This is a genomic window from Pseudomonas sp. PDM10 (assembly GCF_014852295.1).
GTDB lineage: Bacteria > Pseudomonadota > Gammaproteobacteria > Pseudomonadales > Pseudomonadaceae > Aquipseudomonas.
Genome location: NZ_JACVBJ010000001.1, coordinates 865,920 through 879,422, shown reverse-complemented (window position 1 = coordinate 879,422; position 13,503 = coordinate 865,920). Strand labels below are relative to the sequence as shown.

Annotated in this window: 11 protein-coding genes and 1 pseudogene; all 12 read right to left on the bottom strand. The window is 48.1% G+C overall.

Translation table 11 applies throughout. The features are described from left to right. Window positions 1-7: 7 nt before the first annotated feature. A complete protein-coding gene (locus IB252_RS04160; RefSeq protein ID WP_192407575.1) occupies window positions 8-970 on the bottom strand; it encodes a UDP-glucose 4-epimerase family protein in 963 nt (320 codons plus the stop codon). 2 nt (window positions 971-972) lie between these two features. Beyond that, window positions 973-2,103 (bottom strand): glycosyltransferase family 4 protein, encoded by a 1,131-nt coding sequence (locus tag IB252_RS04155; protein ID WP_192406954.1) that lies wholly within the window; start codon window positions 2,101-2,103, stop codon window positions 973-975. Further along, the gene (asnB, locus tag IB252_RS04150) at window positions 2,100-4,058 is read right to left on the bottom strand and encodes an asparagine synthase (glutamine-hydrolyzing) (protein ID WP_192406952.1); all 1,959 of its coding nucleotides are present in this window, start codon (window positions 4,056-4,058) and stop codon (window positions 2,100-2,102) included. The genes IB252_RS04155 and asnB overlap by 4 nt, the downstream gene beginning before the upstream one ends. A 174-nt stretch (window positions 4,059-4,232) precedes the next feature. Beyond that, entirely contained in the window at window positions 4,233-5,321 is a 1,089-nt protein-coding gene (locus IB252_RS04145; protein ID WP_192406951.1) for a glycosyltransferase family 4 protein, read from the bottom strand. An 85-nt stretch (window positions 5,322-5,406) separates the two neighbouring features. Then, the gene (locus tag IB252_RS04140; protein WP_318652707.1) at window positions 5,407-6,342 is read right to left on the bottom strand and encodes a glycosyltransferase family 2 protein; all 936 of its coding nucleotides are present in this window, start codon (window positions 6,340-6,342) and stop codon (window positions 5,407-5,409) included. Further along, complete coding sequence (locus tag IB252_RS04135; protein ID WP_192406949.1) at window positions 6,332-7,456, bottom strand: hypothetical protein; 1,125 nt, start codon at window positions 7,454-7,456, stop codon at window positions 6,332-6,334. The genes IB252_RS04140 and IB252_RS04135 overlap by 11 nt, the downstream gene beginning before the upstream one ends. 52 nt (window positions 7,457-7,508) lie before the next feature. Next, entirely contained in the window at window positions 7,509-8,771 is a 1,263-nt protein-coding gene (locus IB252_RS04130; protein ID WP_192406947.1) for a flippase, read from the bottom strand. Window positions 8,772-8,918: 147 nt separating this feature from the next. Further along, the gene (locus IB252_RS04125; protein WP_192406946.1) at window positions 8,919-9,944 is read right to left on the bottom strand and encodes an NAD-dependent epimerase/dehydratase family protein; all 1,026 of its coding nucleotides are present in this window, start codon (window positions 9,942-9,944) and stop codon (window positions 8,919-8,921) included. 169 nt (window positions 9,945-10,113) lie between these two features. Next, window positions 10,114-10,503, bottom strand: a pseudogene (locus IB252_RS04120) (transposase); the annotation flags it as partial. Beyond that, window positions 10,440-10,595, bottom strand: a complete 156-nt coding sequence (locus IB252_RS04115) for a hypothetical protein (RefSeq protein WP_192406944.1) — start codon at window positions 10,593-10,595, stop codon at window positions 10,440-10,442. The pseudogene IB252_RS04120 and the gene IB252_RS04115, both read right to left, overlap by 64 nt. Window positions 10,596-10,665: 70 nt before the next feature. Beyond that, window positions 10,666-11,943 carry a Vi polysaccharide biosynthesis UDP-N-acetylglucosamine C-6 dehydrogenase TviB gene (gene tviB / locus IB252_RS04110; RefSeq protein WP_192406942.1) on the bottom strand — a complete coding sequence of 426 codons (1,278 nt, stop codon included), beginning with the start codon at window positions 11,941-11,943 and terminating at the stop codon, window positions 10,666-10,668. Window positions 11,944-12,437: 494 nt separating this feature from the next. Continuing rightward, window positions 12,438-13,493, bottom strand: coding sequence for an LPS O-antigen chain length determinant protein WzzB (locus IB252_RS04105; protein ID WP_192406940.1), 1,056 nt, complete (start codon window positions 13,491-13,493; stop codon window positions 12,438-12,440). Between the last annotated feature and the right edge of the window lie 10 nt (window positions 13,494-13,503).

The following is a 13,503-nucleotide window of genomic DNA, read 5'->3' as shown; positions in this document are numbered from 1 at the left end:
TACCATCTCAGCCATTTTTATTTGCTTGAAACGCTTTGACCGTTTTAGCCAGCGCTTCGTCGACAGGTATCGGTGGCGCCCAACCCAGCAACTCTCGAGTTTTACTGATATCCACCTGTAGCGAACCACACAAACGTCGAGCTACGTCTCTGCGCCCGACGATTGCTGCGCCCAACTCAAGCAGCCACACAGGTACCGGTAATAAACGTGCAGGCCTACCCAGCGCGCCACTGATGCGAGAGAGCAACTCAGCAGTGGACAGATCCTCACCATCACTGACCATAAACGTTTGATTGGCAGCGGCCGGATGATCAAGACAGGTCACAATCAAATCTACCAAATTATCCAGTGCTACGAGGCTACGTTTGTTATGAACAGTCCCTAACGGGAGCGGAACCCCTTTACTTAGCCACTTCATCATGGTCTGGAAGTTAGCTTTCACTCCGGGCCCATAGACCAGCACCGGGCGAATGATAACAACCTCTAGACCCGTTTCCTTAGCCAACTGTTGCAGACCTTTCTCGGCCTCCATTTTGGATATTCCGTAAGGATCCATCGGCTTGGGATCATCATCCGCTGCATAAGGCACTCCCAGCTTCGTTCCCTCACCATTGACCTTGATCGAGCTGATAAAGATGAAACGCTTGACCCCAACGGCGACGGCCTGGCGCGCAAGGTTTAATGTCCCGTCGACGTTAACCTTTCGAAACTCTGACAATGGTTCGCTTGTGCGATCATCCATTACATGAACCCGGGCTGCACAATGTACGATCACCTCCACTCCCTGGAGGGGTACGTTGCCCATCAAGCCCTCATCCGACATCAAAACCGGCAAGACATTGATGGGTAGTTGGGCACCACGCGTCCGAACAAGACCCAACAGTTTCGTATCGCTTGACTCCACTAAACGCGTAAGAACACCTGAACCAACAAACCCGGTAGCGCCTGTAACTAGAACTGCTTTTGCCAAGCTCAAGACGTACGCTCCAATTTGGAATAGATATCCAGATGCTGCTTTACAATTTTTTCAATTGAAAACTCGCTCTCAGCCAACATCCGTCCTGCATGCCCCATCCGCTGACGCAGTTCAGAATCATTTAAAAGCGTTTCTATTGCATCAGCCAATGCGGTCGCATTCCGGACAGGGACCAATAAACCAGTAATACCGGGCTCAATGGCGTCTCGACAGCCAGGCACATTAGTCGTCACTACCGCTCGGCCGCAGGCAGCAGCCTCCACAAGTACCTTCGGTAACCCTTCACGGTACGAGGGTAGAGTGACGATATGGGCATCGCCGAATAGTTTGGCGATATCCTTTCGAAAACCGAGTAATTCGATGAAGCCATCCTGTCGCCAGGCCTCAAGCTCGTCGACAGTTATCGTCGCGGGGTTTCCAAGGTCTAGATCGCCAACCAGTTGAAACCGAGCGCTCACCCCTCGCTGGCGTAGAATTCTAACGGCCTCAACAAACTCCAGGACTCCTTTGTCTCGAAGAAGCCGAGCGGCCAGACAAACAACCGGTGTGCCGCTAGGCTCTGGGAGCTCTGTATAGGAGGCCAAATCGACCCCGGATCCACGGATCACCTCAACCTTGTCGGACTCCAAAGCGCCCATGTCAACGAGAACATCGCGATCGTCCGGGTTTTGAAATATGACCCGCAGATTTTTCTTCCCAAGCGCAAAGCCATACAAAGAGCTGATTATTCGGCGCAGTATCGTAGCCTTCAACCCCTTGGCCAGAAAAACAAAACCAAGGCCGGATACCGCCGCAACAACACCCTTGACGGGAGCCAACCTGGCCGCGATACCGCCATAGAGTACAGGTTTGATCGTCACCAAATGCAAAACATCGGGCCTCAGACGCCAGAGCAATCGCCAAATCGATACCAGGGATACAATCTCACCCAAAATATTTTTCCCACTGCGCGATAGTGGCAATTCATGATGAACAAAACCCAAATCGCGCACCCGTTCCACCGCAGGCCCTGGCATCGAGGCTACATGTACCTCATAACCCGCTTTTTTCGCGCCTTGCGCGACAGGTAGGCGGTGCGAAAGAAAAAATGCCGCGTCATTCACAACGATTAGTAAGAGTGAGTTCATGTTTGCTCACTCAACCATGCCTGAAACATAAGCACATTCCACAAATGGTGCTGCCAATTCCGTCGACCTGATAAATGCTCGTCCCACATCTGACGAATAGGAGCAGGATGAAAGTAACCTTCCTTACGAAGCCGACCTGCGTCAATCAATGATTCAGCCCACTCACGTAAAGGCCCACGTAGCCAGCTATCGAGTGGCACCCCGAAGCCTTGCTTCGGACGCTCTATCAACTCCTTCGGAACATGACGATACAAGACCTCCCGCAGAAGCCACTTACCTTGCCCATTGCGAATCTTGAAATCGAGTGGCATACGCCACGCCAGCTCGACGATGCGATGATCGATCATAGGCACACGCGTTTCAATAGATGCAGCCATTGCGGCACGGTCGACCTTAACCAAAATATCATCGGTCATGTATGTCTGAGCATCCATCGCCATCATCCAGTGCTCAAAACTGTCCGTTTTAGGCCAGGCCGATGGATCTGTAAGCAACGTTTGTGGCTCGATCGCTCCAATGACAATACTGGCAGGGTCTTTCCAGTGACTAGTCAATTGGTGGAAGAAGGCATGATCATCTGAAAGGGCAAGTACATCCGCCAGTTTTTGCGCCTTGTCACCAGGAGCCGCGATATGTAACCGCTTCGGTAAGATGGGACTGATCCGCTTGTACAAACTGTCCCACGTCGAGGGTGAAAGTGAGCGCAGCAAGTGAGCTGCCGCATGGCGAGCAGGTTTCGGTAATAGCCCCATCTGCTCCCAGACTTTTCGTGCAGTCAAATAGCGATTGTAGCCACCGAACAGCTCGTCACCGCCGTCACCGCTAAGCACGACTTTCACTTGATGGCTGGCCATCTGACTTACCAAAAAAGTCACCATTTGGGAGCTATCGGCGAATGGCTCGCAGTACATCGTCGGCAATCGAGGAACAACTTCAAGAGCGTCCTCTGGGCGCACATACAATTCTGTATGCTGCGTACCAAGATGACGAGCAACCTCCTTCGCATGCACAGCCTCGTCGTAACCGTGCTCGTCGAAACCAATCGTAAATGTGCGAACTGGCTGCTTGCTTTGCACCTGCATCAACGCAACTACAGCACTGCTATCCACGCCACCGCTCAAGAATGCCCCTAGCGGCACATCAGCCAACATTTGCTCACCAATACTGCTGCGAAGCTCCTGCTCAAGAAGGTCTACAGCCTCAACTGCGCTTCCTGTAAATGGATTGGCCTGACCTTTTTGCACCGCTGTATTCATTTGCCAATAAGCTTGAGGCTGAGCTTTTTTGGCAGCATCGATGTTACCCAAAGGCAACGTAACATAGTGGCCGGGCGAGAGCTTTGAGATACCTTTATAAATACTGTAAGGGGCAGGTATATAACTATGTCGCAGTAATAAAGCCAAAGAATTTCGATCAACCTCCGCTTTAAACTCGGGATCACGTTTAAGTGCCTTGAGTTCTGAGCCGAACAGCAGCGTTTCGCCCTGCCAACCATAATAAAGTGGCTTCTCTCCCATACGATCTCGTGCAAGGGTAAGCAACTGTTTCTCGCGATCCCACAATGCGATGGCAAACATCCCGACAGTAGCTTCAAGCGTGCGTTCTATACCCCACGCAGCAAAACAAGCCAAAAGAATTTCGGTATCGGCATGCCCACGCCAGGCAGGGGCTTTACCATCAGCCATCAGCATTTCACGTAACTTCAAATGGTTATAGATTTCCCCATTGAAGACGATGGTATAGCGTTCACAAGCTGAATGCATGGGCTGGTGACCTGCCGGCGTCAAATCCAAAATCGACAGACGACGGTGGCCCAAGGCCAACCCAATGTATTCATCCACCCAACTTCCTGAGTCATCAGGACCTCGATGAGTGAGTGCGTTATTCATGCTGGTGATTATATTTTGCAATTCGGGTTTTCGGTTGCAACTAAAAACACCAGTCAAACCACACATCACCGAGACTCCTTATTCAAATGAACATACTCCGCCCACAACAACTATTGCTGACTCGAAACGTATGCAACGATTGAAACGCTCCCCAACCTCAAACGAATGAAGCTTGGGTCGCCTTTCTCAATCCCGGTTACGCTCAAACCCTTGCTACCAAGAACTGAAAGCGTAAACCGTCTATAAACTACATTTTTTTTTGCCAACTATTCCACAAAATATTTTATTAAGAGCCAATACCTGGACGTGCAGAGTGTATGTATTTTCCACCGCTGCCCGCCCCGCCCGACCATAGTGTAATCGCTGGTCAGCATTGCCTAATAGCTTCAGCAAAGAAGACTCCCACTCCGCTGGGCTATCCGCTAACAGCCCGCATTGATTCCCATTGACAATTTCGATATTTACGCCCACTGGAGAAGCAACAACGGGAACACCGGAAGCCATGTATTGAATCAGTTTATAGCCGCACTTCCCCTTCTCCCAAGGACCATCAACCAACGGCATGATACCTACATCCAACTGACGTATGAAGTCGACCTCACTGTCCTCTGACCAAGACCGGACCTCTACGGCGATCCCGGGTAGCTCGTCAACAATGTCGGGCGTAGCCCCCATCAGCATGACACGAGCTCCAAATTCATCGCACACCTTGAGAAGCGCCTGTCGGATCGCGACTACATATTTTTGTGTGGAAGGTGAACCTATCCAACCAATAACGAGCGATTGACAACTAGCATCCCGTTTCGCCAAATACCGGCTTTTGTCGACCACGGTGGGAACCACGACAACATCTTTTGCGCCTGCTGCTGTCGCACGATTGGCAAGGTAATCGTTTCCCGCAATCACGCATCGCGCGTTGCGCATTACCACATCAATTTTCCTGCCCAAAAACTTGCGGATCAGCGAGTTGGAGGAAAGATCATAGTTGTGAAATATCGCATCATCATAATCCACAACATAGGGCGGGGCAAAAGCCCTTAAGAGCCTCTCTGCCGTCGCTGGAAAATAAGGAAATACCTCCTTTTCTATCAAGATAACATCGTATTTCCGAACGGTGAAAAGTGCAAAAAAACGCACCAGATAGCAATATATAGATCGAAAAACTGGGCGCTTGCCCGAACTGTATAGACGCTTAAGATAGGCATCATCAAACAAGCTATTGACCACTACCTCAACGCCGTTTTTCTCAAGATAGGGTATATATTGAAGAAAGCGAAGACGACTACTTGCCCCTAGCCGAGAATACTTTGACAATAATAAAATTTTCATGCTTGACTACATCTCGTCTAAGAAGCCAAAGTGCAACTTGTATCGCGCCCCAACTCATCGAAGCACTTGCTGCAACAATCTGGAATCAGTTCTTTTTCCGCCCATTGAAAATCCATCCAGGCAGCCAACTAATCAACAGCCCGTAGGCGACCCAGGTTTCCTTGATAGATGATAATGAACCACGTAAAATTGAGATCCCGGTACGCGATAGTGGCTCGAGCAACAACGTACTCAAAAGGACCGATGTTGCTCCCAGAAATCCGAAATACTTATATGAATAAATAATTTTGCTACGCTGCGAGTAAAACAGACGTCGCGCCTTGATTTGATCAGAAGTCCCTCCACCTTTATGGAAAGCTTGAATATTACTCAGGAACTCTATTCTCCAACCCTTGGTTTTAACTCTTCGTGATAGATCAAGGTCTTCCAAATACACGAAGAACCTTTCATCAAAGCCCTGCAACTGGTCGAAAATCTCACGTCGAATAAAATAGAAGGCCCCTATCACATGGTCAACAGAGCGATCACTTGCATGATCCCACTCCCTCATAAAATGACCGAACTTGGGAATGAAGTGATCAAGACCAACGGTATGTGCAAGAAAACCTGACACGGTTGGAAACCTGGTGCAGCTACGTGAAACTTCACCGTGTTCGTCTTTCAATTGTACCCCGCAGACACCAACATCCTGGTTGTCTGGCCGTTCCATATAGTCAAATACTGATTGTAGCGATGCCGGAAAGACGGCCGCGTCTGGGTTGAGAAAAAGAATATACTTCGCACTTCCATGCCTTGCACCCAAGTTGCAAGCCTTTCCAAACCCAAGATTCCGACCAGCCTTGATTAGCTCAACATTCGTCAAAGGTAGCAACAGCTTTTCCGAACCATCCGTTGAACCATTATCTACGACGATGATTCGCGCTAGATCGTTATCACCACCTTGGCCTATTGAAGACACGCACTGTAAAACCTGGTCGCCAGAGTTCCAATTCACAATAACCACATCAATCTTATGACTCACTTTCAACACCCACGCCCTTTTCAGTGAAGCCAAAAGCAACCAGCAAGGCTAAATACACCCAGAAGCTAGTAATATACTGCTGAGTAAAGTGCGGATCCTCAACCATCAACGCCATCATAATGATCAAGAATCCGAAGAACACACTTCGGTCACGACGAAACACTGTCCGCCCTACGAAAAAAAAGAAGCCCAGAGAAACCAAAACCGCGACCAGTGACTCCTCGATCAATGAGGTCATCCAAAAATTGTGCGCAGACAGCTCAAAGTGGAATAATGAGGAATAATAGCCGATTGGTTCAAAAGGGTGATCCACCAGATAATCAATTTTCTCCATCATCGTTTGTAATCGCCCATTTCCGGTCGCCAACAACTCGACATCCGTCCTAGACGACAAAAAAGTGTCAAATCCAGATAAATCCCAGCCAACCGATATGACCATGTAGGCGAGAAAAACACCTAGCACAAAAACTGAAATAAAACCAACCACAACAAGCTGGCGCATCCTAAAAACGACAAAAAACAATAACAACAACAACAACATATTTGATCTGGAGAACGTCAGGCATATACCTACCGCAATAAAGCAGAACATCAAAAAATCAAACTTCCGACGCTCATCCAAAATTGTGTAAGACACAGCCGAGAGCAACAAAACCTGCGCAATAGTATTACTTGCTCCCCAAGGAAGAGACATAGCCCCCCCAACATATCGCTCCAGTAAGACCTGTTGAATACCATGCTCCATAGAGCTTAAGAAAAAATTGACAATGAAATACATTGCCAACATTGCGCCCGAACATATTAAAATCCTAGCAAGCGCCTGGACCGACAATCGCTGGCTTAGCACACTGCAAATCAGCCCTAAATAAATGACAAAACCAACCACATTAAAGAAAGCCCTTACCGACGACTGAAACGGGCTAAAAGAAAAAGCTGTCATGACAACAATCAAAAATATATAGAGGAATGGAAAAAGAAAAAACCTCCAATCCATATCAGCCAAATAGCGAAAAATAACAGGCATGAATGCAAGCATTGAAGCGATAAAAAAAGGCGTACCAAAACTCAGTACCCCCCCATCTTCAGGGGATGTGCTAAAGCCCAGAAAAATCATACCCAAGACAAAAAATGCGAGGTATTTTGGAAGCCTTATATTCAACACACCTTCACCGCTTAAATTTAGTAAAATAGAAAAGACCTAGCGAATCAAAAACAACTCGAAAGGTCCACGCCAATGCTGCCCCCATGATGCCAAAATATGTAATAAGTATATAAAGCGCCCCCACAAATAGAGGCAACTCAATCAGGTGCAAAACAGCGGTTTCTTTAGATCGACCAGACGCATGCAAAAACGAATAATACATTGAACCAACAGCATTAAAAAATACGCCAACGCAAAGAATCCTCCCCACCCAGGTAGATTCTTCCGATACATATTGTCCAACCCAAAGACTCAAAATATAGGGCATCAATAGTGCAACGCAACCCATCACACAGAACATGATGAGCGAAACCCTCATCAGCCATCGATTAAAGGTGTGATGCGCTTTTTTTACATCATCTTGCAGGAAACCAGCAATTACCGGAAACGCAACCGTAGTAATCGCCCCAACTAAAATCAGTGCCTGCACCGTTATTTCATAAGGAATCACATAAGCAGTTACCGCCGCCGCGGATATCAGCGTTCCGACAAAAAAACGATCGGCCTGCACTAAAAATGGGCTAACAACACTACTAACCGTGACCCAACCTCCAAACGTGAGGAGTTTACTAGCTTGCACTTTAGTAAATTTACCTTTGTCAGCCTCACCATTTGGCAGGCATTGGTAAGCAAACTTCCTGTACATAAACAATGCAATCCCTCGAGAAAGCACCAAAGTTGCGATCAACCAATACAGCTGGTTAGTGAGTTGCGCAACCAAGAATGGAGCACCAAAATTTGCCGTACCGAGAGCAATACGCAAGAAACTAATATTCTTAAAATTAAGATATGCCTCGTTCACACCGCGATAAGTTGCACTGATAGCCTGCATCGGTATAGCCACCGCCAGGAGCAGCAGAGAGATCAGAACCTCCATAACACTAACAGTCTGTCGCGGTACGAAATTATAACCACCGAAACAGCTTCCCAGTACAATCAGAATGAATCCTACAGTACCAATAATCGTTGTGATTCGAACTGCTGTGCTAATAACATCGGGAATTTCATTTTCACTGTCCCTCCCTCGGAGGGATGCTAACCTTTGAGTAACTGCACGACCAACCCCCAGATCGAGCGCTCCGGCGTAGCCAATCAATCCCCATGCAAGCGCCAGAAAACCAAATCGCTCAGTGCCTATTACCGAAATCAAGCCTGGAACCGTCAGAGCAGCTATCAGCAGAGGCAAGCCGAGGCCTAGCAGGTTCCAAAATATATTTTTATATTGCACTGCAACCTCATGTGACTACATTACGCAACGAGCCCATAGCTATGCTGAGCATTATCAATTCAGCACGCCTGGATAAAAACACATGAACCAAGGACACTCGGTCACGACTCAAATAGCTAGCCGTATAACCAACGGATCTATTCAGCATCAACTCATGAATGACAAATACCAAGGCATTGCTTTATCAATCCCTGCAAAAATATCAAACTCAGGCTCGTAACCCAACATTGTTTTTGCTTTGCTAATATCGGCTTGAGAATGACGAACATCACCCGCTCGAAAATCACGATAAACTGGTTCTTTCGAGTAGACCACTCCTTGTTCCGATAAGCTTTTCTTAAGAGCACTAAACAACTGATTTAATTCGGTTCGCCCGCTAACAGCAACGTTATACACTTGACCCAAAGCGGTTTCTTCGATAGCAGTGGCAGCCAACAAATTCATCTGCACTGTATTCTCAATAAAGCAGAAATCTCGGCTGGTTTTACCATCACCATTAATAAAGATATCATCACCGCTTATCATTGACGACGTCCACTTCGGAATCACCGCAGCATAAGCTCCCTCGGGATCCTGGCGCTTACCAAAGACATTAAAATAGCGTAGCCCTATTGTTTTGAATCCATAATTACGAGCAAAAACATCAGCATAAAGCTCGTTAACATATTTTGTCACAGCGTAAGGAGAGAGAGGATTTCCAATCACATCCTCAACTTTTGGAAGCCCAGGATGATCGCCATAAGTTGAACTGCTGGCTGCATAAGTAAAACTCGTTACTTTCGCATCCCGAGCCGCCACCAACATATTCAGAAACCCATCAACATTGGTACTATTTGTTGCAATAGGATCATTGAGCGATCTTGGCACCGAACCGAGCGCTGCCTGATGCAAGACATAGTCCACGCCCACGCAGGCACTTTGACAATCTTCAAATTTTCGGATATCGCCATTTATGAAACGAAAGCGACTCCACTGTTCAGCACTAACCAGACTTTTCACTTCATCGAGATTACGTTGATGACCAGTCGCAAAGTTATCCAACCCAACTACCCGCTGATCAAGCTTAAGCAATTCCTCGAGCAGGTTAGAACCAATGAAGCCGGCCACACCTGTGACAAGCCAGGTTTTCGGGTCTATGGGAAGTGCTTTCTTCAAAGATTCGTAAAAAGTCATATATAGGATTCTTGTGTGAATATAATCTGATGGAACCCGACCCATTAAGAATAGGATTCACGTCGACCATTGCCTTAGGGAAGGCCTGAATAGTCAGCGATTTTTGATACCATCCTTGGTTGAGGCTCAAAAAGCACTGGTTTTGTCAGAAATCAGACCTTTCCTGTTCTTAACTCATTCGTTTCACCTTTGAACGACGCCTCCTTAAGGCGCTTTTCCTGCATCTCAGGCGCACATCTCCCGCAACCAACCGCCGTTTTCGTATCACCCACAGGTTCGACAGGGCAAATAGAGTAGCCTGTTGCGCGGTGTTTTTCATCAGGCCACGAAAGCGCACTTTTGTATAGCCAAACTGACGCTTGATTACCCGAAACAAGGTTCAACATAGGCGCGTACTTGGGCCTTGGCGTATTCGATCATGAGCCGCAGTCGACCGACCAAACACCTTTTTTCCGTGCCTTTTGTAGCCGCTGGACCGCGCCGCAATCGACCAGATCATCGTGCGATTCTGATGCTCAGGACGCTTGTTCCCACCCATGTAATCGGCATCGCGCAGGATTCCGGATAATGCGGCTCGATCAGGAAGCGCTCGCGGCGGGCCTGCCTACGTTTGCAGGCGTACTCGGCATCAGTGAAGAACATCTGTTTCATCAGGACTCAGCAGTTCAGTTCGAGGAAGGCAAGTATTTCACCAAATCTGGAAGTATTACTCAGAGTTTCCTTAGAGACGAATATCAGACTCCGCGGCGCTCAGCAGGTACTTGAGGTCGTACAAGACATGTTCTGCCCTTCCGAATTGACGGATCTTTGCCGCCCCCATGCTACGAAACTCGTTGTGCGCAACCGCCAAAACAATACCATCATAGGAGTCGATGGCCGGCTCGGTAATCGGCGTAACTCCGTATTCGTGCTGCGCCTCCGCAACACTGACCCACGGGTCGTAGATATCCGCAGCAATATTGTAGTCGGCCAGCTCACGGACGATATCGACGATTCGAGTGTTACGCAGATCTGGGCAGTTTTCCTTGAATGTAAAGCCCATCAAAAGAACACGAGCACCATCAACTTGAATGCGGCGCTTGAGCATTGCTTTGACCAGTTGCGAAACAACATAAGCGCCCATTCCATCGTTCAAGCGACGGCCCGCCAGAATGATTTCTGGGTGGTAGCCGATCGCTTGTGCCTTATGGGTAAGGTAATAAGGATCGACACCAATGCAATGGCCACCAACCAGACCGGGGCGAAACGGTAAAAAATTCCACTTGGTTCCCGCTGCCTGCAGCACAGCCTCGGTATCAATCCCCATTTTGTTGAAAATAATCGCCAGCTCGTTGATCAATGCAATGTTCAAGTCACGCTGGGTGTTTTCAATAACCTTGGCAGCTTCAGCAACCCGAATACTACTGGCCTTGTGTGTACCTGCAGTAATGATTTGATTGTACAGTTCATCTACCAGCTCAGCTATTTCTGGCGTCGAACCTGAGGTAACCTTCTTGATGGTCGTGACACGGTGCTCTTTATCACCCGGATTGATACGTTCGGGACTATAACCTGCGAAAAAATCGATATTGAATTTTAGGCCGGAAACCTTCTCCAGCACTGGTACGCAGTCTTCCTCGGTTGCACCAGGATAAACTGTCGATTCGTAGATGACGATGTCGCCTTTCTTTAAAACTTTCCCGATGGTTTCCGATGCCTTGATGAGCGGAGTCAAATCAGGTTGATTGTATTGATCGATCGGCGTCGGCACCGTTACGACAAATGTATTGCAAGCACTCAGATCTTCAAGGTTAGTGCTGAAATCCAACAGCGCAGCTTGTTTAAGTTCTTCATCACTGACTTCAAGTGTAGCGTCATGTCCCGCCTTGAGAGCGTCAATGCGATTCTGATTGATGTCGAACCCAACAACACCACGAATTTTACCGAACTCAACCGCGAGCGGCAGGCCTACATAACCAAGACCAACGATGGCAAGTTTGATGTCTTCCAGTTTATGCATAAGTAAACGCCTGGTTAATCGGATTAAATTAAAGTTGACTAAAATGAGTTCGTCGCCCACGCTGCATAAAGCACGCTACGGCCCCAAGGTTTTCCGCTGGCTTTCGTGAGGAAGCCAATGCTACCATGTCAAATCGCCACCAAAATACTTTCAAAAGTGCTCAATCAAAGTCTGGCCAAACCCTCAGCGACGGGCTGAGCTCTCGCTGCCAATCAAATCATCTGCTCAGCGGGACTGACTCGCCGTGCTCCGCATTCTTCAAAAAAATGCCATCAACCTTGTGCACGGCATCATCTCCCTGCAGCACTGTCTGATTTATGAGCCCCGCGGAATCCGCTCCGCTCAATTGGGTCCTAATGGAAAACCCACCGACAACAAGATCGGCTCCACAAACTCATCGAGCCGAAACCGCTGCTGCCCCGAACGCCCCCCCCTTCACGGCGATGGGACGCGCTTCGCGCCCCACCAGAAGCAAACAACTCAATCTCGAATACCTAAACCGAGCGCAGCTCACGACTGTGGCGGCACAGGGTTCTGAACAATGCTACGAATATACCAATAACTCCACCCAGCAATATCGCCACTGCCAATATCAATGCTTTCTTCGGTTTGATTGGCTGATCTGGCATCTCAATCGGACCATCTAGACGGAAAACCGCCACATCGCCCGGCTTGACAGACAAATCCCTGTAGAAGGCTTGCTTTATCTGCAAAGCCCGAAGATTTTTTATGAAAGGGTCTTCTAACTTCCGCTCTTCAAGGTTTTTGATTTCAGCTTGGAGCGCCTTGCTACCACGAATATAAGTTAACTCGCCATTCATATTGGCTGACACTTCGCCCGATAAATTTCCGCTTATGATTGGAGGCTTTTCCAAACCAATAGCCTCAGCGATACGCAGTGCCTCACGCAACTGGGTAATAAGATCTTCGCGAACACGCTCACCACTTTCACGCAGTGTAGTAATCTGCTGCGCAAGGTTTCGTGCACGGACTTCAGCTTCTCTATTGACGCTCTCGATCATCTCCCCCTCAGCTAAGACCCGTGCCTTGTCTACAAAAGCCTTCACCCACTCTGCAGCCTTGGCCGGATCATTGCTTTGCATCGTCAAGGAGAAACGATCCGGAGAGCTTTTATCAGCAAGCGCAACAGTCAGATCTTTGGAGAAACGGTCATAAAGCCCATCCTGAGGACCGACGCGCTCAGATTCATTAAGGGACGGGAGATAGTACTCTTCAAAAAAATTCCGACGCAGTGATTCAGCTCGAAGATTACGCAAGAAAACGTCATATACGTATTTCACGCTGTAAGGTTCCAGTTCCGACTCTCGGGTTCGGCCATAGTTAAAATCGGCAATATCTTTCTGCGTCGGCGGAATGACAAAAGCTGTAGCCTCGTAGACAGGCTTGCTAAGAAAAGCATAAGCCCCACCAACCAAAGCGAATAGCATAACGACAGCTAAGATCAGCCATTTTTGTAGCCATAACCCCTGAATAACCTCGATGAGGTCAATTTCATCGTTAGGTCTGGCCTCAGCACGGTTGTTGCGCATTTGTCGCGTT